Origin of the sequence: Polyangium jinanense, from assembly GCF_028435265.1 — a bacterium.
GTDB lineage: Bacteria > Myxococcota_A > Polyangia > Polyangiales > Polyangiaceae > Polyangium > Polyangium jinanense.
Map to the genome: position 1 here is coordinate 336635 of NZ_JAGTJK010000003.1, position 25545 is coordinate 362179.

A 25545-nucleotide genomic window follows, 5' to 3' on the forward strand; every position below is an offset into this window, starting at 1 on the left:
TCAAACGGCCCAGAGGACGACGACGAACAGGGAGAGGACGACGAGCGCCCCGACGACGACCGGCCTTTCGAGCAGCGCCTCGACGTGATCGAGGGTGCGTCCGATGAGGTCGCCGGTGATCGGAATGCCGCGGCCGATCGCGCGCCGCACGATGTGTTTTTCGACGAGGTGCGCGAGTGTCGCCGCGTATTGAAGGAGCCGGCCCGCGATCCCGCGGCCCCGCGCGAAATCGTCATCGGCGCTGGGCGCCGGGGGTGGCTCTTCGCCGTGGGTGATCGCGGCGCCGCCCGTGGTTTGGCGTTCGAGGGCCGCGCGTACGGCCGCGAAAGGATCGGCGTCGTCGATTTCACCGGCGAGGACCTTTTCCTGGAACGTCGCGAGCGGCGCGGGCGCGTCCTCGGGCGAGAGCGGGCGGCCAAAGGCGCGGTCGAGGAGCGAGGCGTCGAGGCGGTCGAGCGCGCGGCCGAGGCGGAGAATGGGCGCGAGGAGGAGGCGCTCGTAAAGAGGTTCGAGCCAGAATCGCGCGAGCGCCGTGACGTAGAGGCCACGCAGGCGCGTCGGCAGAATGCCCGGCCGCTCGGGCGCGGCGCGGTGGAAATAAAGCGCCGTCGCCCAGCCCGCGACGAGCAGGCACCCGAGCAGGAGCATGAGGCCGAAGGCCCAGAACGGATGCGCGGCGCGGCCGAGACCACCACGCTTCAGCAAAGGATCGAGGACGAGGTGGAAGAGGCCATGCGGCCGTCCGCCGGGCGCGAGGCCGAGCGAGAGGCTGACGGCGCCGACGACCGCGGGGGCGATCCACGCCGGGCCGAATTCGACGAACGAGGAGACGGTCTTCCACTCGGCGCCCTTGCCGGCATTCGCGAGGCCACGCTGCGCGAACCGGAGGAGATAATGGCCGCCGCAGAAGAGCGCCATTCCAGCGCCTGCCGCGGAAAGGAATGCGCCGGGAGAGAGCGGTGCGTCCGGGCCGGCCCAGATTTCCGTGAGGAAGGGCAATGCGAGCACGCCGAGCAGGCCCGCGAGCAAGAGCCAAAAGGCCGGCTCGACCTCGCCCGCGACGGGGCGCTCTTCACGGGATGGCTCGTCGCGCGTGACGAGGAGCAGGGTGCTCGGCGCCGTGAGGAATTGCGCGCCACGGAGGAGCGCGTGCGCGAAGAGGTGAAACAGCGCAATGCCGCGGGCCCCGAGGCCGACCGCGAGGAACATGAGCCCGAGCTGGCTCACCGTGGAGAAGATGAGCCCGCTTTTCGCGTCCGTCTGCACGAGGCTCACGAGGCCGCCATACAGCGCGGTTGCGGCGCCCATCGCAGCCATCGCGCGCAGCACGTCGGGCGCGTGCACGAGCACGGGGGTCATGCGCAGGACGAGGAAGAGGCCCGCCGTGACCATGACGGAACCGTAAAAGAGCGCGCTCGAAGGCGTCGGGCCCTCCATGGCGCGCGAGATCCATGGCGAAAATGGGAGCTGCGCGGATTTCGCGGCCGCCGCGACGAGCAGGCAGAACCCGAGAGCCGAGAGCGCCCCGTGGTTCGCGGTTTCCGCGACGTGGAAGAGCGACGAATAGCGGACCGTGCCGAGCTCGTGCCAGGCGATGAAGATCGCGCAGAGGAAGGCCGCGTCGCCGATGCGGTTCGTCACGAACCCGTACGTTGCGGCCCGCGCCGGCGCCTTGCGCTGGTAATGGTATCCGATGAGCAGGTACGACGCGAGGCCCGCGCCTTCCCAGCCCACGAACGTCATCACCAAGTTGCCGCCGAGGACGAGCAGCAACATGGAGGCGAGGAAAAAACACATCACCGCGAAGAACCGAGGGAAGCCGGCCTCGCGGTGCATGTAATTCGTCGAAAACTTGAGGACGAGCGCGCCGAACCCGCTGACGAGCAGCGCGAGCGACGCCGAGAGCGGATCGAGCAGGAGCTCGAGGGGCGCGCGATACGAGCCGCTTTCGATCCAGGGCGCGACGAAGAGCGTCGCGGGCGCGGCGCCGAGCGTGGAGCGCAAAAGGAGCGCTCCGGCGCCGAGGAAGGAGAGCAAAGCCGCGCCGAGGGCGAGCCGGCTCGTCGTGCGCTCCGGGAGCGGGCGCCCGCCGAGGGCGAAGAGGCCGATGAGGGTCGCCGCGACGAGCGGCAGCAGCGGAATCAGAATGGCAAAACGCTCAAGCATGGGCCACCGGGGAACGCGCCGGGCGTTCGTCCGGACGAATGAACGCCGGGGGGAGGAAATCGAGCGTGCCCGAATACCAGGCCGCGGAGCTCTTCACCGTCTTCACCGGGAGGCCCTGCGGCTCCCAGGGGACGAAGCCCTTTCCAGGCAGGAACGACATGCATTCGCCCGTCTCCGGATCCATCGCGACGAGGTGGACCCATGCGTTGCCCACGAGCTCGCGGACGATCGGCTGCTTTTCGTAGATCCTGCCGAGGATCTCGGTCTTCGCCACGACGAGCATCAGGAGCCGCATGGGCTCGTGGATCTCGATCATCTGTCGGGGCAAACCGGTCCTGAGATCCCCCGAGGCGCCCTCCATCACGCCGATGAGGCCCGCGACGTTGTGGGGGACCTTCGTCCCGCAGCCGTACGTCGTGTTGTCGACCGTGGAGAAGTAATACTCGAGGCTGATGCCCGCGCCGACGGGGCCGGCGGCGAGCAAGATGCCTTCGAGGATGGTGCCCTCGGAGTCGATGGACGGATCGTACGAGATCAAAAAACATCGGCGGTCGAGGAAGACGCCCTGCGAGATCGTTCGAGGTCCAATGATGGCGAACGCGTTCGTCGCATGGCCGAGTTCGGGGCGCGCCTGCGAGAGGTCCGCGGTGCGGCCGACCACGTGCCGAAGCGCGCGCGCCGGCGTGGGGTTTTTCGGGGCCGATTCGAACTTGCGGCACCGCTCGTGCGCCGAGCGTTCCCGGGCCTTCTGGAGCACGCCGCGGAGTTTGTCCACGGCGGGGCGGAAGGCGTGCGGGATGTCGACGAGGTCGAAATAGAGGATCTCGTCCGTCGCGGTGTTGTGCTCGGTTCCGAGGAACCAGGTGTCGTCCGGGATGTCGATGCCCCGCTCCCGCAGGATCGTGCGGACCTCGGGGTTGTTCGCCATGCGCGCGAAGACGCGGGCATTCGGGCCGCCGTGTTTGCCGCTGCAGGCGCCGCAGTCGTACGCGGAGAGGTGAGGGTTGTTGCGGCTCTCGGAGCCGTGACCCGAGAGCATGACGAGCGGCGCGAAGTCGCGGACGAGGCCGATGATCCGGAGGAGCGACGCCACGCGATCCGCCTGTTCGGCGAGGGTGAAATGGGTCTTCTGGAGCTCGCCTTGTTTTGGCTCCGAACCTTTTTCGCGCTCGCGATCGAGCGGCACCTCGGTCTCGACGGCGGGGAGCGCGGCGTCCTTCGCGCGGCGCGACATGCGATCGAACGCGCGCGGGAAGAGCAGCCGGCCGAGGACGGGGAAGAGCGAGAAGAACCCGAGGATGTCGATGACGAAATAGGAGGAGACCGGGTTCCGGGTGACCTCGCGGATGACGTCGCGGAGCGCCGCGAGCGCGCGCATGCGGAGCGAGCGTGAGGCCCACGCGGGCATCGCCTCGGGGCGCGGGACCTCGCAGAGCTCTGCCGCGGGCGTCGCGACGATCGGGCAAAGCGGCACGGCCTCGCGCGCGCCGAGCCCCTCGTACGCGATCGCCACGCCGAAAAAGCCCGCCGCGCCGAAGGTCTGGTACGAGGGCCGGAGCTCCTCGACGTGCCGGCGAATGCATTCCTCGCGCTCGTCGAAGCAGAAGACGATCTGCGCTTCGCGCCGGCCCACGTACGGCTTCTGCGCGCGGATGTTCGTGGTGAGCGCCTCGAGGACGGCGTCGCGGTAATGGATCTCGTAGGCGTTGTGCCAGATCGGCGTGATGGTGTCGGGTTCGCACGCGTCGAGCGTCGCGAGCAGGCGCGTGACCCCTTCGAGCGAGGTCGCGCGGAGCTCGCCCGGGGAGACGCCGAGGTGCTGCGCGAGCAAGAAGAGGCGGAATGCGTGGTGCCGCGCGGAATGCCCGGCGTTCACGTGCTCGGCGCTTTGCTTCAGGTCGAAGACCATGTCGGCCAGGCGGAGGAGCACCCCCGCGTCGCCGGCCGCGGCGGAGGCGGAGCGCGCCTCGAACAGGGCGCGGGCGCGCTCGGCAAGGAAATCGGGCAACTCGCCGAGGAAAAGCGCGTGCCGGACGAGCAGCTCCGGCAGGTGGTTCGAGAAGGAATGGCGGAAGGCGTCGATGTCGCCGTCGTGCCCGAAAGCGCGGAGCGACGCGCGCCGCACGAAGAGCACCTCGTAGAAAAGGCGCACGGCGAGGAACTGGATGAGGTTGATCGGATGCGCCCTTTGCGCCGGGTAGTTGGGGTGCGTCTCGCGCCAGTGCACCATGCCCGCGAGCCCGGGCAAACCCACGCAAATGCGGCGGAGATACGGCCCCCAGTGCGGCTCGGGCACGCCGAGGCGCTCGAGGCTCTGGAGGATCGCGTCGACGGCGAGCGGCGGCAGCTCCCGCAGCGCGTCGCGCGCGCCCGGCAAATCTTCGAGCTCGAAGAATCGGTCGTGCTCGGCCATCTTGCGGAACGCGTCGTAAAAGCCGAGCGAGCGGCCTGCGACGTGCCAGGCCGCGAGGCCCTCGTCGAGGAACGCCATGGTCACGCGCATGATCTGCGGGTGAATCTTCTCGTGGATGTCCTCGCCCGTGAGCGCGAGGAGCAAATCGCGGTGGCACGTCTCGGGGCCGACCTTGCCGATGTGCTCTTCCAATCGGCGCGCCGCGTGCTCCATCATCTGCTGGCGCGGATCCCGCGCGGTGAGCTCGGCGATCAGGCTCTCGCTCGACGGCGGCCCGCCGAACGCGGATTCGAGCGCCCGGAGCGCCTCGAACCCGCGCCGACGCAGGTGATCCGGGCCGAGGTCGTGGACGACGGTGAGGCAGAGGCGCGCGATTTCGCTGGTCGCCGCGCCCGCATGCGGACCAAGCGCGCCGTCCCGCTCTTCGAGGTGCGCGCGCACGGTATCGCGGATGCGTGAGGCGAGCTTGGCGTCGAGCGGAATGGCCGGGCCGCCCCAGGCTTCGAGGTGCTCGATGCGCTCGAAGAGCGCCTCGATCCGCGCGCCCACGGGCTCCTCGGGCGTGAGGTGCTCGGCGTGAATCGGCGAGAACGGGTCGGACAAACCAAAGCTCGCGAGGCTCGCGCGGAGCAAGGAGAGGACGGCGAGGCCCTCGGGATCACGTCGCACGCGCTCGGCGAGCGCGGGGAGCGTGCCTTCCACGCCGAAATGCGCGAGCAGCACCCGGCGCACCTTGCGCACCTCGGCTTCGAGCCAGCGCTCGGGGCGGTTTTTCGCGGCGCTCGCGGAGAGTTTGTCGCGGACGATGTCGAGGTATCCGGCCCGCGTCTCCTCCGGGATGCCCAGCGCGTCGAGGGCGCGCGTGACGGCGTCGGGATCGGCGCTCTCGTCCGTGGGGCCTTCGAGGCAAGCCTCTTCGAGCACGGCCGCGGGGACCGGCGTGGCGAGGAGATCGGCGAGGAGATCGGCCACCGTGAAATCGCGACCGACGCGGGCGAGCGCGGCCTCGAATTCGCGTTTCGCCGTGGCGAGCAGGCGCTCGCGGGATTCCTTGGAGAGCTCGGGGCGGAGCACGGAGAAGAAATCGGGCCCGAAGCGCGACTCGGCGTTCTCGCCGGGTTCGAGCGGGTCGAGGCCGTGCAGCAAAGCGAGGCGCTCGACGTCGCGCGTGGTGATCGTCCGATCGCCGATGCAGATCAGAGGCTCGGGTTCGGTCGCCCCATTTCGCTCGCGGCGCGCTCGTTCGAGGTCCTCATCGGTGATCCGCCCGATCGCGTAGAGCCGCCGGTACTCGTCGAGCGGCAGATATCCGCGCCCGCCGAGCACGCGGCGCGCCTCCAGGACGGCCTCCTCGAAATGCAGGTGCTGAAAGCCGTGCAGCGTATTGTGGTGGATGAACGTCTCGATCGGCCCCTGTCCGGGCAGAACGTGGGCGATGTGGTGGATCTCGTGTTCGAGGTGTTTTCTCGATTCGACCGAGATGCCGCGCGTGACGGCGGAAGGCAGTGCGCGCATACGAGTCTCATCCGTGGAAGAGCGTCGCCATGTGCGAGACCGTGGCGGCGAAGAGGTCGAGAGCGGCGCGCGGGGCGACGCCGAGCGCGACGATGAGCACCCCGAGCGGCGCGGCGGCGAGGAGCTCCCGCGGCTCGAGGTCCCGGAGGTGTTTCCAGCGGGGATTCAAGGGGCCGAAGAAGAGGCGGCCAATGGCGCGCATCGAATATCCGGCCGTGATGAGGACGCCGACGGTCGCGATTCCAGCAAAATATTCGTACCGCTGGAACGTGCCGACGAGCGTGGACAGCTCGCTGACGAAGCCGGCGAGCCCGGGCAAACCCATCGATCCGAGGAGCGCGAGGGACAGCGCCACGAAAAACCGCGGCGTGACGCTCGCGAGGCCGCCGTACTGGCGCAAATCGCGGGTCTTCGTGCGACGCTCGAGCGCGCCGACGAGGAGGAAGAGCGCGGCGCTGGAGACGCCGTGCGTGCACATCTGCATCGTGGCGCCCGTGAGCCCGGCGTCGTTCAGGGAGGAGACGCCGATCAAGACGAAGCCCATGTGGCTCATCGAGCCATAGGCCACCATGGTCTTGAGATCGGGCTGGCGAAACGCGAGGAGCGCGCCGTAGACGATATTGACGAGGCCGAGCAGGAAGAGGAGCGGCACGAGGGACTCCGCGCCGGCAGGCAAGAGCGCCGTGAGGCGGAGCAGGCCATACGCGCCCATCTTCGCGAGCACGGCCGAAAAGACCATGCTGACGGGCGGCTCGGATTCGACGTACGCGAGCGGGAGCCATCCATGCAGCGGGAAAACGGGGATCTTCACCGCGAGGCCCGCGAAGAGGCCGAGGAAGAGGAGGACCTGCGTCGCCCGGCCGAGCCCGGCGCTCGCGTTTTGCATCTCGACCATCCCGAAGCCGTGCTTCGGCACCGAGAGGTGCAGCGCGAGGATGGCGACGAGCATCAGGACCGAGCCGGCGAGCGTGTACAGGAAGAAGCTCATGCTCGCGGCCGACCGGTTTTTCCCGCCCCACACGCTGACCAGGAAAAACAGAGGGACGAGGGTGAGCTCCCAGAAGACGTAAAAGAGCGACCACGAGAGCGAGGTGAAGACGCCGAGGACCGCGAATTCGAGGAGCAAAAACCAGGCGAAATATCCCTTCACCCGGTGCGTGCCGTGGAGCGAGGCGACGAGCGCGACGAGCATCACGAGCGTCGTCAGGAGCACCATCGGAAAGGAGATTCCGTCGACGCCGAGCGCGGCGGAGCCGTCCGCATCCGGGGACCACGGGAATGGCGCGACGAATTGCAGCGCGGAGGTGGTCCGGTCGAACGACGGGACGAGGCTCCACGATGCGATGAATGCGAGCGCCGCGTGGAAGAGCGCGACGCCCTTGATCATCCGGGCTTTCCCGGGCGGAAGCAGAATGACGAAGATCGCGCCGAGCAAGGGCGGGAAAATCGTCAAGAGGAGACTTGGCATAAAACAATGGCTATCGCAGGGACGGGCGTCCTTGCGTGTGCTGCTTGCGTCGTGGGACGGGACGAGCTCCGAGTTGGTTCCCGGGAACCTGTCGGTCGCCTCGATCCGTCTTGTGGATCGGATCGCACGACCGAGGTCGTGGGGTACGGAATTTCGATGTCCGTGACCGATCCGCAGAGGGTTTTATGGACAAGCCGGACCAGAGCGCCGGTGTGCCCACGGGCGCGCCTTCCATCCGGAACGACCTCGTCGCCGGATTTCTCGTCTTTCTGATCGCATTACCGCTTTGCCTCGGCATCGCCATGGCGAGCGGTTTTCCGCCCGTGGCGGGCATCATCACGGCCGTCATCGGCGGCGTGATCGCCACATGGATAGGCAGCGCGACGCTCACCATCAAGGGGCCCGCCGCGGGGCTCATCGTCATCGCACTCGGCGCGGTCACGGAGCTCGGCAATGGTAACGGCTCGGTCGGTTATCGACGCGCCCTCGCCACGATCGTGGTGGCCGCCGTGCTCCAGATCGGGTTTGCCCTCGCGCGCGCCGGAGCCCTCGGCGATTTTTTCCCCTCGTCCGTGGTGCACGGGATGCTCGCGGCGATCGGCATCATCATTTGCTCGAAGCAGGTCCACGTGGCGCTCGGCGTGACGCCCGAGGCCAAGGAGCCGCTCCCCCTGCTCTTCGAGATCCCGCGGAGCCTCGGGCGCCTGAATCCGGAGATCGCGATCATCGGCGTCGCAAGCCTCGCGATCCTGTTCCTGTTCCCCGTCGTCTCGAAGCGCGTCCCAGCCCTCAAGAAGATCCCCGCCCCGCTTTTCGTCCTCGCCCTCGCGGTGCCGCTCGCGCACGTGTTCGACCTCGAGCACGAGCACACGTACACGTTCTCGATCAACCACCACGACTACAAGATCGGCCCGAACTTCCTGGTGAACCTCCCGGGAAACTTGCTCGCCGCGGTGACGACGCCGGACTTCAGCGCGGTGCTCTCGGGGACGTCGCTCAAGTACATCACGATGTTCGCGCTCGTCGGCAGCATCGAGAGCTTGCTCAGCGCCAAGGCCGTCGACGCGCTGGATCCGGAAAAGCGCCGCTCGAACCTCGACAAGGACCTGCTCGCGACGGGCGTGGGCAACCTCGTGGCGGGCCTCATCGGCGGCCTGCCCATGATCTCGGAGATCGTGCGCAGCTCGGCGAACATCGGCTACGGCGCGCGGTCGAAGCTGTCGAACTTCTTCCACGGGCTGTTCTTGCTGCTCTTCGTGGCGTTCTTGCCCGGCCTCATCCACCGCATCCCCCTCGCGGCCCTCGCGGCGATGCTGATCTACACGGGCACGCGCCTCGCCTCCCCCCACGAGTTCGTCAAGACGTTCCGCATCGGTCGCGAGCAGCTCCTCGTGTTCGTGTCGACGACCGTCGTGACGATCGCGACCGACCTGCTCGTCGGCGTGGCGGCTGGCATCGTGATCAAGATGGTCGTGCACGTCGTGAACGGGGCGCCCATCAAGAGCCTGTTCCGGCCCGACATCGAGGAGCGTTCGTTCGAGGATCGCGTCGTGCTCCGGATCCGGCACGCCGCGGTGTTCAGCAACTACCTCTCGATCAAGGGGAAGCTCGCGAAACACGAGGCGAAGCACGTGGTCGTCGACTTCGACCATGCCCGCCTCGTGGATCACACCGTGATGGAGAAGCTCCATGAGCTCCGGGGCGAGTTCGAGCGGAACGGGCGCGTGCTGGAGCTGATCGGCCTCGACCGGCACCGGAGCCTGTCGGAGCACCCGCTCGCGGCGCGGAGGAAGATCGCGCTGGAGCGCGCCGGCTCGACCCCCTGAGCCTACCCGGCCGAACGTAAAAACGAACGTCCCCCTTCCCAGCGCGCGCCGGGGAGGGGGACGTCGTGGTTTCGAAGCGAGGGCCGGGAGGGCCGGCCCGCTTCGGATCAGCCGCCGGCGGCGCGCATCGGGGGCTTGAGGGGCAGCGGGAGCGCGGCCATGGGGCCCGGCGTCGAGGGCGCGGCCTTCGGCGCGGCTTCGCCGTCGAGCGCGGCGAGGGCCAGCATGCAGCGGTCCATGCCGTGGTCGAGGGCGGCCTCGCGCTGGAAGACCTTCGACAGCTTCACGAGCTTCAGCGAGGTCTGCTTGCCGAAGTCGATCTCACGCTCGAGGAAAGCCTCGAACGAGCCGTAGCCCTTCGCCTGGAAGAGCTGTTGCTCCTGGATCTCGGCGAGGACCAGGCCGATGTCGAAGAACCCCTTCTCCATGCGCTTGCGCAGGGTGCGGATCTTCGTGGTCTGGTTGTGGAGCTCGGCGATCTTCGCCTTGATCGCGTCGGCCCCTTCCGGCACGCGGATCGTGGCGCGCGCGCTGCCCGGCGGGGCAGGCTCGGCGGCCCGGGCCCGCGCCTCGGCGGCATGCTTGGCCGCGTGGCGAGCGGCCCACGGCGCGGCTCCCCGCAGACCGAGCTTGCGCTTCGAGCCCTTGGCGTCGTCGTCCTTCTCCCGGGCCTTCGTCCCGGATTTCGGGGCGTCGCCGCTCGCGCGCGAGCTCGAATGTTTCTTCGCGGAGCGTTTCTCCGAGCTCTTCGTCTTTGTCGATTTCGCCATGTCGCTGCGTCCCGCTTCTGCGATAATCCCCGTCCCACGCGTATCGTCACGCGAACTGGGGCGCGCCGTACGGTTCGAGCCGGACGGCTGTCAAGTGCACGTGAAGGCTATACGCCCGTCGCCTTACCAAAATTTGAGCCAGTCCGTCCAGAAACTTCGGACGTATGGTCAGTTTGTGTCCGCGCGGGCGGGCGGGCAAGGCTAGGCGAAGCGGTTCCGGCGACGGGGGGGGCAGGCGGGGAAGAGGCCGTTTTCGTGCTAGATCCGCCGCCCATGGCCTCTCGCACCGACGCGCCCCTCCCCCCCGGAACGGACCTCGAGGCCACCTCGTCGAGGCCCGAAGGGCCGGCCCGGTCCGCCGGCCCGGCCCTGCCCCGCATCGCCGTGGTCGTCAACGGCAACGCCAAGAGCGTCACGGCGGAGGTCATCGAGACGCTCGATCAGATCCTCGACAGCGGCGATCTCTTCGTGTCGCGCAGCGTCGAGGAGAGCGAGGGCATCGCGCGGACCCTCGTCGATCGCGGCTACGAGACGATCCTCACCGGCGGCGGGGACGGGACGTTCACGTCGGTCGTCACGGCCGTCGTGAACGAAGCGAAGCGAAGGAACGCGCCGATGCCGCGCTTCGGTCTCTTGCGGCTCGGCACGGGCAACTCGCTCGCGTGGGTGCTCGGCGCGAGCGGCGCGGGCGAGAAAGGCTCGGGCGGGTTCCGCGGGCTCGCGGTGGATCTCTCGCGCCTGCGCGCCGACGCGGGGAGCCGGTGGCTTCGGCTCGTCGAGGCCGAGGGCGTGCTCTCGCCGTTCTGCGGCTTCGGCATCGATGCGGAGATGCTCAAGGACTACACGCGGGTGAAGGGCCTGCTCGCGCGTGGGCCCCTGAAGCGAATCGCGCCGGGCATCGTGTCGTACGCGATCGCGGCGACGACGAAGACCTTGCCGAGCTACTTCGTGCGCCGCACGCCGCACTGCCGCGTGATCAACACGGGGAGCGACGCCGTGCGCGTGGGCGAGAAGGGGGCGATCCTCGGCGCGCCGATCCGCAAGGGCGGCGTGATCTACGAGGGACCGGCGAAGCTCGCGTGTGTCGCGACGATCCCGTATTACGGCTTCGGTTTCCGCATGTTCCCGTACGCGGAGGACAGGCCGGACCGCATGCAGCTCCGCGTGACGAACCTCTCGCCCGTGGCCTTCGTGTCGAACTTCCAGACGATCTGGCGCGGCGAGTACGAGAACCTCGAGAACACGTTCGACTTCTTCGTCGACGACATCACGATCGAGATGGACCCGCCGACGGCGTTCCAGATCGGCGGCGACGTGCGAGGCGATCGTCAAAGCGTGCGGGTTCGTCTGACCGAACCGATCCGCATCGTCGACTTCTACGCGCCGCCGCGGGGCTAGCGGGCGCGAGCGCGCTTGTTCGTGGCGCCGGGCCGCGTCACGCTCGGCGGATGGACTGGAAGCTCTTCGCCTCGACGTTCGCCGCCATCTTCCTCGCGGAGATGGGCGACAAGACGCAGATCGCGACGCTCACGCTGGCCGGCAGCGGCTCGTCGCGCTGGGTGGTCTTCGCGGCTTCGGCGCTCGCACTGTGCGCGACGAGCGCGGTCGCGGTGCTCCTCGGGGAGGTCGTGAGCCGCCACGTGCCGGCGATCTGGGTGAAGCGCGCGGCGGGGCTCGTGTTCGTGCTGCTCGGCGTGATCTATCTGGTGGGCGCGAAGGAGGAGCCGGGGGCTCGTTCGGGCGAGCCCCCGGCGCGCAGCGATCAGTCGTAGTACTCGTTGCCGAGGTGGGTGATGAGGTCTTCGCCCATCATCCAGCGCATCGTGTTCTTGAGCTTCATCGACTGGATGAAGAGGTCGTGCTCCGGGTAGAGGTTCGGAGCGGTCATGGGGCTCTTGAAGTAGAAGCTCAGCCACTCCTGCGTGCCCGAGAAGCCCGCGCGCGAGGCGAGGTCCATGAGCAGCGCGAGGTCGAGCACGATCGGCGCGGCGAGGATCGAGTCGCGGCAGAGGAAGTTCACCTTGATCTGCATCGGATAGCCGAGCCATCCGAAGAGATCGATGTTGTCCCAGCCTTCCTTCGCGTCGCCGCGCGGCGGGTAATACTCGATGCGGACCTTGTGGTAGAGCTTGCTGTACAGGTCCTTGTACATGTGCGGCTGCAGGATGTACTCGAGGACGCCGAGCTTCGAGACTTCCTTGGACTTGAAACTATCGGGGTCGTCGAGCACCTCGCCGTCGCGGTTGCCGAGGATGTTCGTCGAGAACCAGCCCGAGAGGCCGAGCATGCGCGCCTTGAGGCCCGGCGCGATGATGGTCTTCATGAGCGTCTGGCCGGTCTTGAAGTCCTTGCCGGCGATGGGCACCTCGAGCTTCTTCGCGAGGTCCCACGCGGCGGGGAAGTCGACCGTGAGGTTCGGCGCGCCGTTCGCGTAGGGCACGCGCTCCTTGAGGCAGGCCCACGCGTAAATCTGCGAGTTCGAGATGCCCGGATCGTTTCGCGCGAGGCCGGCCTCGAAGGCGTCGATCGACGCGTGCACGTCGCCCGGCGGGAAGTAGACCTCCGTCGAGCCGCACCACACGGCGACGGCACGCGAGCAGCCCTTGGTCTTCAGGAACGTGCGGATGTCGTCGCGCACCTGCTCGACCATGTCGGCCTTCGTGGCGCCCGTCTTGACGTGCGGGCCGTGCAGGCGCTTGACGTACTCCGGGTAGAAGACCGCCTTCATCGGCGTGACCTGCGAGAGCTCGTCGCGCACCTGATCGAGGTGGCGCTGCTCGAGGACCTCGGCGTGCTTCGCGGACTCGTACGCCGTGTCCGGGAAGAGATCCCAGCCGCCGAACTCGAGCTGATCGAGCGACGCGAGCGGCAAGAACTCGCGGATGAGCGGCGAGCGATTGTCCGTGCGCTTGCCGAGCCGGATGGTCCCGAGCTGCGTCAGCGATCCGATCGGCAACGCCAGATTCTTGCGGGCCAGCATCACGCCGGCGATCGTCGTCGTCGCCACCGCACCGAGCCCCGGCAGGAGCACGCCGAGCTTGCCCTCTGCCTTCGTGATTTCTTTCGGCTGCTTCACTCCCGCTCCTCCGTATGTCCCGTCGATCGCCCCGAGGGGGGGCATGTCTAGGCCAACGCGACAGGACACTCAAGCGGTGCCTGCAAGCGTCGGCCCACGGAGCATGACGTGCCGCGCGGCGTGTGCACGGCATCTGCGCGATCCACGCGAAGACACGAACGACCACGGCGCGCGGGGTCTGACCCGAACGGGGCGGTCGCGGCGAGCGTCACGTTGCGGACGCGGGCTCACGCGGCTCGGATCGGCTGGCCGCGCGCTTCACGACGCTCGCTCGCGCGACGACGCGAACGTTCGACGGGGTCTGGCAACGACGTCGCACTGTCGCGCCACGCGCACGCTCGACCTCGCTCGTGTGCGTGCTCGTGAACGACGTTCCTGCGAAGTTTCAACGCGATTTTCTGGAGGCGCACGCGTGAGGTGCGAAGGCACGGTAGCGGCTCCGCTGGCCTCCGGCTTGCTTTGAATGGAGATGCGTCTCCCGCGCCTCGCACGCCGATACCCGTCGGATGTACGTGGCGATGCAGCTCGGCTTCGCGTGTCGAAGTCGGGCGGGTGTTGCGCTTTTGCAACACTGTGAGGCGCCGGAACACCGCCTTTAAAAGCGGACCGATGGGAATTGTTTCGCAGGCAGAAGGCGTGCTACGAGGGGCGTCTTCGGATTGGGCACCGCACCTTCCATGCTTGAAAAACAAACGATGGAGCGGGCGATCGTGCTCGCGGCAGGAACCGGCTCTCGCCTCGTGAGTGGCGAGATCGCACCCAAGCCCCTCAAGCCGGTCGCCGGGGTTCCGCTTCTGGTTCGCATCCTCCGGACGCTGCGCGCAGAGGGGATCCGCGAGGTCGTGGTGGTCACGGGGTACAAGGAAGAGCTCATTCGCGGCGCGCTCGCGGAGAGCTCCCTCGGCCTGTCGATCTCGTTCGTGAGCAACACGCAGTACGAGCGAAAGAACGGCGTGTCGCTGCTCGCCGCGCGTGAGCACGTCGTCCCGGGGACGCTGCTCACGATGGCCGATCACCTGTACGCGCCGGCGATCGTGCGTCGGCTCGCCGCGCTCGATCTGCCGAGTCGCGCGGCCGCGCTCGCCGTCGATTACGACATCCCGCGCTGCTTCGATCTCGACGACGCCACGAAGGTGCGCGTCGAGCGCGGGCGCATCGTGGACATCGGCAAGGAGATCCCGGCGTACGACGCGCTCGACACGGGCGTGTTCCGCATCGGCCCCTCGCTCGTCGAGGCGCTCGATCGCGTGTACGCGGCGAAGGGCGATTGCTCGCTCTCGGAGGGCGTACGCGCCCTCGCCGACGAAGGGATGTTCTTCGCGTGCGACGCGGGCGACGCGCGCTGGATCGATGTCGACACGCCGGCCGCGCTGGAGCAGGCCGAGCTGCTTTTGCGCATGTTCGGCGACGGTCTCGATCGCGACGTGTATCCGCGGCCCTCCGAGCGCGTGGCGCCGGTGAGCCGCTCGTGGGCCGCGGGGTATCAGCCGGCCGCGGACGCCGAGTAAAACCCGCCGCTCAGCGGTTCACGGGCCGGAGGCCCGCGCGCGCCAGGAACGCGGCGCACGCGGGCACGGCCATCCCCGGTCCTCCCGTGCCGCTCGCGAGATCACGCGCGAAACGATCGAGATCCGCGGGCGTGTCGATCTCGTACGTCGGCTTGAGGAGCAGCGTCTCCAGGCCGAGCTCCGCGGCGCGCTTCGTCGCGCGTTCGAGCACGCCGGGCGACGTCCAGTCCACGCCGTCGAAGAGCGCAGGCTCGTGGTGCGTCGTGCCGATGAGGTAAAGGCCCCCCGCCCCCGTCGGTCCGAGCAGAGCGCGCTTTCGCTTGGCGGCGAGCCAGAGCAGACCCTCGAAGACCTCGTCGATCGGCATGAACGGCGCGTCGGTCGTGACGATCGCCGCCGCCTCCGCGCCCGTCGTGAAGAGGTGCTCGAGCCCGTGGCCGAGCCGCTTCTCGAGCTGCATCGTGCCGGCCGAGACGACGTGTTGCCATCGCCCGGGCACGAGCTTTTGCAGCACCGCGCTCTCCTCGTCGGATACGCTGAGCACCGCGCGATACGCCATCGGCAAGATGGCCAGCATGTTCAGCGCGTCGCCGAGGAGCGCCGACGAGAGCTCCGCTGCGGCCTCGGGGGAGAGCGGTGGAGAGAGGCGAGGCTTCGCCGTGCCTGCGATCGGAGCGCGAGCAAGGACGCCGAGCGCGAGCCTCTGGGGGCGGACGGTGGGGCGGGCGCGATGGTCGGCCACGCCTCGTCGTACCACGAGTTTCGTATCCTTGGCCAAGCGAGAGGCGGTCGATTCGAAGGCGACCTTTCAAGCCGGCCTTTCTTTGTCCGGCCTCGATTGCGTGGGGGTGGATCCTCTGAGACCATGAGCGTGTCGGCTCGGCGCCCGAGGCGTGGGGGCAGGGGCGCCGGGAGGCCCGCGGCAGGGCGTCCCGCCGGCGAGGAGGTAGCCGTGTCCATATCGACCATCCTCGACGTCGCGATCGGGATCTCCTTCGTCTTCATGCTGCTCAGCGTGATCGCCTCGGCCGTCACCGAGGCGATCTCCGGCATCCTGTCGCTGCGCTCCGTCACGCTGCGGCAGGGCGTCGAGCGGCTCCTCAAGGACCGCACGCTGACGGACAAGGTCTACGCGCATCCGCTCATCGACGGTTTGACGAAGGACGACGACAGCGACCCCTCGTACATCCCGTCGGACCTTTTTGCGCGCGCGCTCGTCGACGCGGTCGCGGGCTGGAAGGACGGCACGGATCGATCGCGAAGGCCGGAGCGGATGGGGCTGCTTCGCGGCATCCTGTCCATCCCGCTCCGCGCGCTGAAAGGCTTCTTCCGCAGGCTCTGGCCGAAGGCCGAGGGCGGAGGCGAGGGCGCGACGAAGAAGGCCGCGGTGAGCCTCGACGACTTCAAGAAGCGCCTCGCCGAGGCCCAGGACTTCGAGGAGGACACGCGCGTCGCGCTCACGGCGCTCGTGTCGGACGCGAGCGTCAAGACGCTCGAGGACGCGACCCAGCAGATCGCCGCGTGGTTCGATCGCGCGATGGATAGCGTCTCCGGCTGGTACAAGCGGACGGCGCACACCCTGATTTCCGTCGTGGGGCTCTTCACGGCCGTCGTGCTGAACGTGGACACGTTCCTCGTGCTCGACAGCCTCAATCGCGACGCCGTGCTGCGCGAGTCCGTGGCGTCGGCGGTGGCCGAGAGCGTGAAGTCCGAATCGGCCGTGGTGAAGACGGCCTCGGAGGTCACGACAGAGCAGAAGGCGAACGCGAACGCGAAGCCGCCCGAGGTCTTCGTCGACGAAAAGAAGACCGAGGAGCTCGTGCGCAAGCGCGTCGTCGCGGTCAAGCGTGGCCTCGACGAGCTCACGTTGCCGATGGGCTGGCCCGAGGGGCGCGGGTTCTTTTGCACGCCAACCGCCGAGGTCACGTGTGATCGACGCGCGGTGCCGGCGACGCTCGGCGGATTCGGGCGTCGCTTCGGCGGGTGGCTCTTCACGGCGATCGCGATCGCGCTCGGCGCGCCGTTCTGGTTCGATCTCCTGAACAAGCTCATCAACCTGCGCGCGGCCGCGCCGCCGCCGGAAAAGGCCCGCCCCAAGGAGCGCACGGCGGCCGCCCAGCCGCAGCTCTCGGCCAGCTCGGTCGGCTCGAGCGCGAGTACGCCCGTGCGTGAACAGGAGAGCGTGCGTCCCGTCGCCGCGCGTAGCAGTGCTCCGCCTCCTCCGCTTTCCTGAGCCTCACGATTCGCGAGGCGCCGGCTCGATCCACAAAACATGGTACGGTGCGCGTCGTGCGTTCGGTCACGCGCTCGATCCGCATGCGTAGCCTCGTCCGAGCCGGCCTCCTCTCGCTTTCCGTCTCGCTCTCGCTCGTTTCGGGCGGAGCGGCCGAGGCGTTCGTCTGGCCCAACGTGCCCGAGCGCATCGCTCGCTCGCTCGCCTCGCCCGACGTCTCCGAGCGGCGCGCCGCGGCGCAACGGATCGGCGAGCTCCCCTCGGAGCTTGGTGTTCCGCTCGCGCAACGCGCGCTCGGCGATCCCGACGTCGAGGTGCGGCTCGCGGCGGCCGAGGCGGCCATCGCGCTGCGTTTGTCGCGCGCCGGTGATCTCGTCATCGGCTGGCTCGGCGAGGGCGACGCGCGGCTGCGGCTCGCGGCCTGTGACGTCATCCGCTCCTCGCCCACGGATCGCAGCGTCGTGGCGCTCGGCCGCGTGCTCGGCGATCCGGATTCGAAGGTCCGCGTCGCAGCGGCGTCGGCCATGGGCAGCTCGGGTTTGCCCGACGCGGTCTCGCCGCTGCTCGGGCACCTCGACGACAGCGCGCTCGAGGTGCGCGTCGAGGTGGCGCGCGCGCTCGGCAGACTCGCCGATCCACGCGCAGTCGTGCCGCTCATCGGCAAGGTCCAGGACGCGGTGCCGGAGGTGCGTCGCGCCGTCGCGCGCGCGCTCGGCGAGCTCGGGGATGCGCGGGCCACGAGCGCGCTCATGATCGCGCTCCAGGACGGCTCGCAGGACGTGCGCGTCGAGGCCGTCACCGCGCTCGGCAAGCTGCGTTCGGACGAGGCCACGGCAGCGATCGCACCGCTCCTCGAGGCGGGATCGGGGAGCGACGCTGTCCTCGCGCCCAGCATGCCCGGCGTGCGGCCGGGGCAGGGGAGCGCGGGCGCGGGCGAGGTGCGCACGGCGGCGCTGCGAGCGCTCGGCCGCATCGGCTCGGAGAGCGCGGTGCGCGCGCTCATCGGCGCGCTCGCGAAGGACGATCCCTCCGCGCCACGCTCTCCGGTCCGCGAGGCGCTCGTCATGGCGGGCAAGAGCGCGGCGCCGCAGCTCGTCGCGGTGCTGTCGGGCTCGCCCTCGCCCTCCACGGCGGCGGGCGCGGCGCTCGTGCTCGGCGCGCTCGGCGCGAAGGAGGGGCTCGATCCGACCGTGCGCGCGATGCAGCGCGGCGTCCTCCCGCTCAAGCATGGCCTCCGCGCGCTCGCGCTCCTCGGCTCGTCCGAGGCTCTCCCCGCGGTGCTCGAGCTCCTCTCCGACGCCGATCCCACCGTGCGACGCGAGGCCATTCGCGCGGCCTCGGAGCTGCTCGATCCGGCGCGGCCCGATGGGCGCGCGGTCGATCCGGCGCGCGCGATGCTGCTCGACGCGGCGACCCCGCCCGACGAGAAGATCGAGCTCGTGCGCCTCCTCGGCCGCACGGGCTCACCGCGCGCGCATGACGTGCTCTTGCCGCTCGCGACCACGAAGTCGCGAGCGTTCCGGCTCGCGGTGCTCGAAGCGCTCGGCGCGTACGCGCCCGCGCCGCCGAAGGTCGAGGCCGTGCTGCTCGACGCGATCGCCGACGACGCGGCGGACGTGCGGCTCGCGGCGGCGGCGTCTATCGCGCGCGCGGGTGGCCCTTCGGCCGCGGCGAAGCTCCTCGAGCGGCTCCAGGTCGCGGCCGAGCAAGACCGCGGGGCGATTGGCCTCGCGCTCGCGGGGGCGCTCTCGCGCGCCACCGATCCAGCTCTCGCCGAGCGTGTTGGTGCGGCTCTCCCGTCGTCGCCCGACGTCGCGCGTGATGCTTTGCTCGAAGGCCTCGGCCGCATGCGCGGCGAGGCGAGCGGCAAGGTCCTGCGCAAGTTCGTCGCGTCTGGCATCGACGATCGACGCAAGGTTGCCGAGGCGCTCGCGGGGCATCCGGAGGCCGCGACGGTGCTCGTCCCGCTGCTCGGCGACGCCGATCCCGGCGTGCGCGCGAACGCTGCCTGGTCGCTCGGCGCCGTCGGCAAGAAGGACGCCGTGGCAACGCTCACGCGTGCCGTGACGGATCCCGACGTCGCGGTCGCGGGCAATGCGGCGGGCGCGCTCGGCCGCGTCGCGGCACGCGAGGGCGCTGCAGCCGACGTGCAGGCCTCGCTCTGCCGTGCGGCCACCGATCCCCGGCCCTACGTGCGCGCCAACGCCGTCGTCGCGCTCGGGCTTGCGGGCGCCTCGTGCGAGCCGGGGCTCGTCATGGGCCTCTTGCAACGGGATCGCTCCGAGGCCGTACGCCTCGCGGCCGCTGAAGCGATCTGGCGTGACGTCTCGCGTGCGCAGACGGGCAAGGACCTCGAGCGTCGTGCGCTCGCGCGATGTGCGGGCGAGGATCGCAACGCCACCGTGGCGAACCGCTGCGCGCGTCTTCCCGTGCGTGCGCCGGGCACCGACGACGTGCTCGTCTTCGTCGCGCCCGACGGCAAGGACGAGCCGCTCGCGCGCGCGCCTTATGCGCTCGTGCGGGAGGACGGACTCCTCCGCATGGGGATCGCGGATCGGCGTGGCGCCTTCTTCGAGTTCGTGGTCCCGAAGGGCACGATTCGGCTCGCGGTCCCGGCGCAGCTCGCGCGGTAGGCAAGCGTCCTCCCAAAAAACCGGTTTACAGGACGAACCATTCCGTCCTCACAGCTCCCGCGCATCCACGCACGCGAATCGCGGCCGGCCGGGCCCTGGCTTCGCGCGTGGGCCTGTCTTTTTTCCCGGGACCTGTGTCATCTTGGGCCGGGGCGCGGCTCGTTTTTGGGGCTCGCGGCAGAGATGCCGGGGCGCGGAAGGGCACGGACCTTGCCACGCTTCCCTTCGCCTGGAGGTCTTGCATGAAGCGATCGTCTTTTCTTCCCTTCGTCTTCCCTGCGCTCTGCGCTGCCTGGATCGGTGGCATCGGCCTTGGGCTCGCCGCGTGCGCAGACGACTCGGCGCCGGGCGAGCCGACCGGCGGCGATGGGGGCAGCGGCGGCAAGCAGCAGGACGGCTCTGGCGGCGAGCCGCCGGGAGGCACCACCACCGGCCCTGGTCCCGACGAGCCGCCGCCCCACCCGGACGACACCCTCGTCAAGATCATCGAGGCTCCCAGGCCCATCGGCTGCGTGGGCGTCGATCAGTCCAAGCCGACCACCTTCTTCGTCTCGGCCGACGACTCGAACTCCATGGCGTCGCCGGTCCACGCCCGCGACCTGCTCCGGCTGGGCATGGAGCCTTACCCGAGCGAGATCCGCACGCACGAATTCTTGAATTACTACCAGATCCTGTATCCCGCGGCCCCGACGGGCCAGCTCACCCTCTTTCCCGAGCTCGAGGCCGAAAAGGATGCCCCGGAGCAGCTCTATTTCCAGGTCGCCCTCCGCTCCTTCAACGCGATCGAGCCGCGGAAGCCGATGAACATCACGTTCCTCGTCGACACCTCGGGCTCCATGCAGGGCCCGGGCCTCACGCGGGCGAAGGCCGCGGTCTCGGCCATCGCGTCGCAGCTCGCGGCCGGCGACCTCGTGGGAATCGTCACGTGGGGCGCGGCGAACAACGTCCTGCTCGCCGATCACGTGGCCACAGGCCCGAACGATCCGGCGATCCTCGCCGTCACTGACGCCCTCACGGCGAGCGGCGGCACGGATCTCAAGAGTGGCCTCCATGCGGGCTACGACCTTGCCCAGAAGCATTATGCCCCGGGGCGCTTGAACCGCGTCGTCCTCATCAGCGACGGCGGCGCGAACGTCGGCGTCACGGATGCCGACCGCATTGCGATGGCGGCCGAAGACGCCGACAAGGAGGGCATTTATCTCCTCGGCATCGCGACGGGCCCGGCGCTCACGCACAACGACGCGATCATGGACACGCTGACCGACAAGGGCCGCGGCGCGTACGTGTATCTCGATTCCACCGACGAGGCCACGAACATGTTCGTCAAGCGATTCGACGAGACCATGGACATCGCGGCCCGCAGCGTCAGCGTCGAGCTCACGCTCCCCTGGTACTTCGACATGCAGAAGTTTTACGGCGAGGAATACGCGACGGACAAGACGGAGGTGGCGCCGCAGCACCTCGCGCCGAACGACGCGATGATCTTCAGCCAGGTCCTCAAGACGTGCGACCCGATGGTCGTCAATCCGAGCGATCCGGTCACGATTCGCGCCGTCTGGACCACGCCGATCACCTACGCCAAGCAGACGACGGAGGTCACGACGACGATCGGCGAGCTCCTCGCCGCACAAAAGATGGGGCTGCCGAAGGGCAGGGTGATCGTCATGTATGCCGAGGCCCTGAAGCGTCCGGGCAAGGAGAGCCTCACCAAGGCGCGCGAAGCGGCCCTCGCGTATGACCCGGAGCTCGCCGATCCGGTGATCGCCGAGATCGTCTCACTCATCGAGAAGCACCCGCAATTCCCGGCGCCCTGAGCTTTGCGGACATCAGCCTCGCGCCACCGCGGGCTCGAGCCCCCGTCCGCTCCGGAACACCAGCCCCACGAAGACCACGGCGAGCGCGGCCAGCGCGGCGGCCAGCGTAAAATGCCCCGCATACCCCAGCGCCTTCGCGGAAAACCCGCTCGCCGCCGCCGCCAAGCCGCTCGCCGCCACCACCACCGAGGCTTGCACCGTGTAATCGGCCCCCGCGTGCTCCGGGCGGCATGAATTCATCATCGCCGTGAACAGCGAGACCGTCGCCATGCCGCCCGCAATGTGCTCGACGCCGCACACCACCGCGAGCGTCGACATCGAAGGCGAGTGCCTCGCCGCGAGCGCATACAGCAGCACCGCGAGCGCTTGCAGCGTCCCGAACCCGAGGAGCGCGCGCCGATATCCGAGCCTTCGCACGAGCCCGCCTCCGAGCATGGCGCCGACGAGCCCCGCGGTGATCCCCACGATGTTCAGCGTGCTCACCTGCGTGAGATCGAGCCCCGCGCCCTTTTCGTCCACGAAGAAAGGCTTCAGCATGGCCGTGGCGAAATGCTCGCCGGCCTTGTAGACGAAGAGCAGCCCGAACCACGCGAATGCGCCGGGACGCGTGAGCCAGTAGGACAAACTCGGCGCCTCGCGGGCCGGGGGCTGTGCGCTCTCCGGCTCGCGGAAGAGCGCGATCGGCAATGTGGCGACGAGCAGCAGCGCGCCGAGCGCCGTCAGCGTGACCCGGAAGCCCGTCGCGTGAAAGATCCGGAGCAGGAGGCCGCCGCCGAGGACCATTCCCATGCGATAGGCCGCCACCTGGAGCCCATTGCCCCAGCCGAGCTCGTGCTTCGCGAGCAGGTTCACGGCGAGGCCGTCGGTTGCGATGTCCTGCGTCGCCGCGAGCAGGTTGACGAAAAAGACGGAGGCGAGGAGCCACGTGATCGTCGGCCCGCCGTTCGCGGCGGCGACGCCGAAGACGAGCAACACCGAGAGGAGCTGGATCGGCAGGATCACGCCGCGCCGCCGCCCGAGCCGGCCCGCGCCGCGCCGATCCAGGTAGGGCGACCAGAGGAACTTCAGCGCCCAGGGCGCCGCGAGCAGGTAGGTCAGGCCAATGGCCGGCAAGGACAAACCCATCGTCTTGAGGATCGCCGGCAGCGCGTCCTGGAAGAAACCATAAGGCAAACCTTGCGAGAAATAGAGGCTCGACAGCAATCCGAGCTTCGTCAGCGTGCTCTTCGGGATCGTCACACGGCCTCCTTCGTATCTTCGGCCGCCTCGTCGAGCAGGCCCTTCGCCATGCGTTTCGCCGTGGCCGCGGCCGAGCCCTTGGGCGTGAGGCCGGGCGCCGCCGCGGCGAGCACGAAATACCCCTGAATCGTCGCAAAAAGCCCCGCCGCCACGCCCCGCGCCCGCCGCGCGCCGATCACCTCGGCGACCAAACCTTCCAGCCGCTCGAGATCCTCCCGCGCCACCTTCTCGTACGCCGCGCGCACCTCCGGCTGCTTCACGGCCTCCGCCGAGATCGTCACCCACGCGGCCACCGCGGCCGGATCCGCGTCCTTCCCCGTCGCGAGATACGCATCGAGGAACGCGTCGACCTTCGCCCGCGCGTGGTTTGCCCGCGCGACCCGCGCAGAAACCCGCGCCCGTGCCCGTGCCGCGAGCTCGTTCACGCCCACGAGCAAGATCTCCTGTTTGTCGTGGAAATGGTAGTGCACGAGCCCCGGCGAGAGCCCCGCCGCGCGCGCGACCTCCTGGATCGTGGCCCGCTCGTAGCCGCGCTCCGCCATCACGGCGAGCAGCCCCTCCACGATCTGCCTCCGGCGCTCCTCGGTGTTCGACGGTCGGGCCATCGGTCGCTCCGTTGTTTAGTTGACCAACCTATAAACGAAAAGGCGAGCGAGGTCAAGGCCGGGCCCCCCTCGCCTCGTCGATCAGAGCAAATTCAGGTGGAAATGCGGCTCCGGCCCGTCCCGCTCGTCCATGAGCGTCACGCCCGGCTCCTGCTTCACGGCCTCGCGCAACGCCTTCTCCAGCGCGCCGTCCATGTTCCACGACCGCACGTCGACCGCGCCCGATTTCAGGTGCTTCGACACGTACGTCCCGCGCCCGATCTGCGCCTCGATCACCTCGCGCATCGCGCGGATCGTCCCTTTTCGTTTCTCCCCGCGGGAGGCGGCCTCGCGATAGGCGCGCTGCACCTCGGTCGCCGCGGCCTTGTTCTCGTAGAGCGCCACCACGTCGTCGCCGCGCTTCAGCTTGTCGTACATGAGCTGCGCCTGCCTTTGCGGCGTGCGCGTCCCGCCCGTCACGACGAGCCGCTTCTTCGTCGCCTTGTGATACCGCGCCGCGATGCGCTCGAGCCGCTTCGCATTCGTGTCCGTGAGGCGCAGATCGCGGGCGAGCACCTCCATGTGGTTCGTGCCCGCCACCTTCTGCAGAGGCTCGGGCGTCGGGTCCTTGCCCTCGCCGGCGCCGTCCTGCGTCGTCACGCGGAAGCTCTTCACGTCGTCGTGGCCGCGGCACGCCTTGCACGATCCCGCCGCGTTCTCGCCATTCTTCAGCTTCACGTCGAGCTGCTCGACCGTGCCGCCTTTGGTCACGAGCTCGATGCGGACCTTGAGCGCGTCCTCGTAGCCGCTCTTGATCTCCACGGTGGACGCCGCGTCCTCGTCGTCCCCTTCGCTCTCGCCCTCGCTCTCGTCGCCCTCGGGCCGCGCGCACGTCCGGAGCTCGAGCTTCTCGTAGCCCTTGCCGGCCGCGCGCCATGTCGAGCAGCGCGGCGTGTCCCCGGCCCGCGCCTCGCCCGGCGACACGACCATGAAGGCGAGCAGCGCCGCGGACATGCCCCACGCACGCAACCACGATTCCCGGAGACCGAGCACGACGACATACCTTCCTGCCGGGCCCCTCCGGCGCCGGCACAGACGCTTTCGCGCGCTCGCCCGCTGCCACGAGTCACGCCGCGTGTCAAGCGTTATGGCGCGCACCGCGGGAAAACGCGGCTCATCGACCGACCTTCATCACGCTCCCGCCGTTCGTCGCGTCCACCCAGAAGATACACGCCTTTCCGAGCGCGAAACGCGAAAGGCCCGTCCGTCCGCTCACGTGCACGCGCGGCGCCTCGGCCCCGCACCCGGCCGCGGGACAGCTCCGGATCGCGCCGTCCGCCGTGTCGCTCCAGTAGACGCGCCCCCCGGAGACCGCAACGTCGAAAGGTTTTTCCCCGGCCTCCGCCGGCTTGATCGCCGGAGGCTCGCTGCAATAGCCGCTTTTCGGGCAACGGTGGACCGTCCCGCCCGGCCGCCACGACGGAAAATAAAAGGAGTCGTTGTCCACCGCGACGGACGAGGGGAACGCGAGCGCGCTCGCGACGGTCGTCGCGCTTCCCCCGGGCGAACCCTGATAGATCGCACCATTGGCGTTGCCATTGCCGAACTGGACCCAGAAGAGCTGGCCGCCGCTCGCGAGGATCGTGTCCGGTCGGAAGAGCCCCGTGGCATATTCCTTCGGCGTCGTACAGTCGCCCGGCGCGCAGCCGTACACGCGGCCGTCGCTCTCGGCCGTGCCGCGATCCGTCCAGTAGACCGAGGCCCCGTCGAACGCGATGCGCCCGATCGTGCCTTGCGCGACGGACGACGTGACCTTCTGCCGCGTCTGCATGCACGCGTCCGCCGAACAGGACCAGAGCCCCTCGTCGTCCCCGTAAAACACATTTCCGCCCCGCACCACGAGGCAACGCGGCGCGACCGCGGTCGTGAGCGTCTCCGGCGCATCCGCGGTCGAGACGAACCGCATGACCTCGCCGCCCTCCTGGTTCACCCAGTACACGCCGTCGCTATCGGCCACGAGATCCACGGCGCCGAGCGCGAACGCCGGCCCTTCCGCGACGGGTTCGGGACTGCACCCTCCCTCGGGACACGGATCACATTCGAGCACAGGCGCGCCCGTGCCGCCGCCGCCGGTGCCGCTCATGGTGCTACTCCCGACATTGCTACCGCCGCCGGCTGCGGCGCTCGGCAGGCCCGCGCCGAGGCGGTCGAGGTCGAGCCAACAGGCGGTCACTGGGAGCGCGATCGCCGCGAGCAAGAGGCCGGGAAGGAAGCTTGGGCGCGAAAGCATGGCCGCAGTG

The 25545-nt window shown here is 69.2% G+C and carries 17 protein-coding genes; 7 read left to right on the top strand and 10 right to left on the bottom strand.

Translation table 11 applies throughout. From position 1 onward, the window contains the following. The 3 genes from KEG38_RS10010 to KEG38_RS10020 are packed head-to-tail and all read right to left on the bottom strand — an operon-like array spanning position 1 to position 7547. Positions 1 to 2166 (bottom strand): proton-conducting transporter transmembrane domain-containing protein, encoded by a 2166-nt coding sequence (locus tag KEG38_RS10010; protein WP_272418935.1) that lies wholly within the window; start codon positions 2164 to 2166, stop codon positions 1 to 3. Then, on the bottom strand, positions 2159 to 6094 hold the full coding sequence (locus KEG38_RS10015) for a putative inorganic carbon transporter subunit DabA (RefSeq protein WP_272418937.1): 3936 nt from the start codon (positions 6092 to 6094) through the stop codon (positions 2159 to 2161). Before KEG38_RS10015 ends, KEG38_RS10010 begins: the two co-directional genes overlap by 8 nt. 7 nt (positions 6095 to 6101) lie before the next feature. Next, on the bottom strand, positions 6102 to 7547 hold the full coding sequence (locus KEG38_RS10020) for a complex I subunit 4 family protein (protein ID WP_272418939.1): 1446 nt from the start codon (positions 7545 to 7547) through the stop codon (positions 6102 to 6104). A gap of 200 nt (positions 7548 to 7747) precedes the next feature. Here KEG38_RS10020 and KEG38_RS10025 point away from each other — a divergent pair, with 200 nt between their 5' ends. After that, a complete protein-coding gene (locus tag KEG38_RS10025; RefSeq protein WP_272418940.1) occupies positions 7748 to 9388 on the top strand; it encodes a SulP family inorganic anion transporter in 1641 nt (546 codons plus the stop codon). Positions 9389 to 9495: 107 nt separating this feature from the next. On the opposite strand, the gene KEG38_RS10030 is transcribed toward KEG38_RS10025, so the two are convergent. Then, positions 9496 to 10158, bottom strand: a complete 663-nt coding sequence (locus tag KEG38_RS10030) for a hypothetical protein (RefSeq protein WP_272418942.1) — start codon at positions 10156 to 10158, stop codon at positions 9496 to 9498. A gap of 273 nt (positions 10159 to 10431) precedes the next feature. Between KEG38_RS10030 and KEG38_RS10035 the strand changes: the two genes are divergently transcribed. Both KEG38_RS10035 and KEG38_RS10040 read left to right on the top strand, forming a co-directional pair. Beyond that, positions 10432 to 11556, top strand: coding sequence for a diacylglycerol/lipid kinase family protein (locus tag KEG38_RS10035; protein WP_272418944.1), 1125 nt, complete (start codon positions 10432 to 10434; stop codon positions 11554 to 11556). 50 nt (positions 11557 to 11606) lie between these two features. Beyond that, the gene (locus KEG38_RS10040; RefSeq protein WP_272418946.1) at positions 11607 to 11930 is read left to right on the top strand and encodes a TMEM165/GDT1 family protein; all 324 of its coding nucleotides are present in this window, start codon (positions 11607 to 11609) and stop codon (positions 11928 to 11930) included. On the opposite strand, the gene KEG38_RS10045 is transcribed toward KEG38_RS10040, so the two are convergent. After that, complete coding sequence (locus tag KEG38_RS10045; protein WP_272418947.1) at positions 11921 to 13234, bottom strand: inositol-3-phosphate synthase; 1314 nt, start codon at positions 13232 to 13234, stop codon at positions 11921 to 11923. The two genes, KEG38_RS10040 and KEG38_RS10045, sit on opposite strands and share 10 nt — an antisense overlap. Positions 13235 to 13911: 677 nt before the next feature. On the opposite strand from KEG38_RS10045, the gene KEG38_RS10050 reads away from it, so the two are divergent. After that, entirely contained in the window at positions 13912 to 14742 is an 831-nt protein-coding gene (locus KEG38_RS10050; RefSeq protein ID WP_272418948.1) for a phosphocholine cytidylyltransferase family protein, read from the top strand. A gap of 10 nt (positions 14743 to 14752) precedes the next feature. Here KEG38_RS10050 and KEG38_RS10055 read toward each other — a convergent pair whose 3' ends face one another. Beyond that, complete coding sequence (locus KEG38_RS10055; RefSeq protein ID WP_272418950.1) at positions 14753 to 15499, bottom strand: TIGR04282 family arsenosugar biosynthesis glycosyltransferase; 747 nt, start codon at positions 15497 to 15499, stop codon at positions 14753 to 14755. 195 nt (positions 15500 to 15694) lie between these two features. On the opposite strand from KEG38_RS10055, the gene KEG38_RS10060 reads away from it, so the two are divergent. The 3 genes from KEG38_RS10060 to KEG38_RS10070 all read left to right on the top strand — a co-directional run bounded on the left by KEG38_RS10060 (position 15695) and on the right by KEG38_RS10070 (position 21422). Next, entirely contained in the window at positions 15695 to 16975 is a 1281-nt protein-coding gene (locus KEG38_RS10060) for a hypothetical protein (protein WP_272418952.1), read from the top strand. A 56-nt stretch (positions 16976 to 17031) separates the two neighbouring features. Then, on the top strand, positions 17032 to 19608 hold the full coding sequence (locus KEG38_RS10065) for a HEAT repeat domain-containing protein (protein WP_272418953.1): 2577 nt from the start codon (positions 17032 to 17034) through the stop codon (positions 19606 to 19608). A 242-nt stretch (positions 19609 to 19850) separates the two neighbouring features. Then, complete coding sequence (locus tag KEG38_RS10070) at positions 19851 to 21422, top strand: vWA domain-containing protein (RefSeq protein WP_272418954.1); 1572 nt, start codon at positions 19851 to 19853, stop codon at positions 21420 to 21422. 12 nt (positions 21423 to 21434) lie between these two features. Here the strand turns inward: KEG38_RS10070 and KEG38_RS10075 are convergent, their stop codons facing one another. The 4 genes from KEG38_RS10075 to KEG38_RS10090 form a co-directional block, all read right to left on the bottom strand. After that, a complete protein-coding gene (locus KEG38_RS10075) occupies positions 21435 to 22661 on the bottom strand; it encodes an MFS transporter (RefSeq protein WP_272418955.1) in 1227 nt (408 codons plus the stop codon). Further along, entirely contained in the window at positions 22658 to 23266 is a 609-nt protein-coding gene (locus KEG38_RS10080) for a TetR/AcrR family transcriptional regulator (RefSeq protein ID WP_272418956.1), read from the bottom strand. The genes KEG38_RS10075 and KEG38_RS10080 overlap by 4 nt, the downstream gene beginning before the upstream one ends. 81 nt (positions 23267 to 23347) lie before the next feature. Further along, complete coding sequence (locus KEG38_RS10085; RefSeq protein WP_272418958.1) at positions 23348 to 24298, bottom strand: hypothetical protein; 951 nt, start codon at positions 24296 to 24298, stop codon at positions 23348 to 23350. A gap of 121 nt (positions 24299 to 24419) precedes the next feature. Then, positions 24420 to 25535, bottom strand: a complete 1116-nt coding sequence (locus KEG38_RS10090; protein WP_272418959.1) for a hypothetical protein — start codon at positions 25533 to 25535, stop codon at positions 24420 to 24422. Positions 25536 to 25545 lie beyond the last annotated feature (10 nt).

What these genes read in the sequence shown, in the direction of transcription:
- KEG38_RS10010 (WP_272418935.1), bottom strand. Translation starts at nt 2,166, where the DNA reads ATGCTTGAGCGTTTTGCCATTCTGATTCCGCTGCTGCCGCTCGTCGCG.
- KEG38_RS10015 (WP_272418937.1), bottom strand. Translation starts at nt 6,094, where the DNA reads ATGCGCGCACTGCCTTCCGCCGTCACGCGCGGCATCTCGGTCGAATCG.
- KEG38_RS10025 (WP_272418940.1), top strand. Translation starts at nt 7,748, where the DNA reads ATGGACAAGCCGGACCAGAGCGCCGGTGTGCCCACGGGCGCGCCTTCC.
- KEG38_RS10030 (WP_272418942.1), bottom strand. Translation starts at nt 10,158, where the DNA reads ATGGCGAAATCGACAAAGACGAAGAGCTCGGAGAAACGCTCCGCGAAG.
- KEG38_RS10035 (WP_272418944.1), top strand. Translation starts at nt 10,432, where the DNA reads ATGGCCTCTCGCACCGACGCGCCCCTCCCCCCCGGAACGGACCTCGAG.
- KEG38_RS10040 (WP_272418946.1), top strand. Translation starts at nt 11,607, where the DNA reads ATGGACTGGAAGCTCTTCGCCTCGACGTTCGCCGCCATCTTCCTCGCG.
- KEG38_RS10050 (WP_272418948.1), top strand. Translation starts at nt 13,912, where the DNA reads ATGCTTGAAAAACAAACGATGGAGCGGGCGATCGTGCTCGCGGCAGGA.
- KEG38_RS10070 (WP_272418954.1), top strand. Translation starts at nt 19,851, where the DNA reads ATGAAGCGATCGTCTTTTCTTCCCTTCGTCTTCCCTGCGCTCTGCGCT.
- KEG38_RS10080 (WP_272418956.1), bottom strand. Translation starts at nt 23,266, where the DNA reads ATGGCCCGACCGTCGAACACCGAGGAGCGCCGGAGGCAGATCGTGGAG.
- KEG38_RS10090 (WP_272418959.1), bottom strand. Translation starts at nt 25,535, where the DNA reads ATGCTTTCGCGCCCAAGCTTCCTTCCCGGCCTCTTGCTCGCGGCGATC.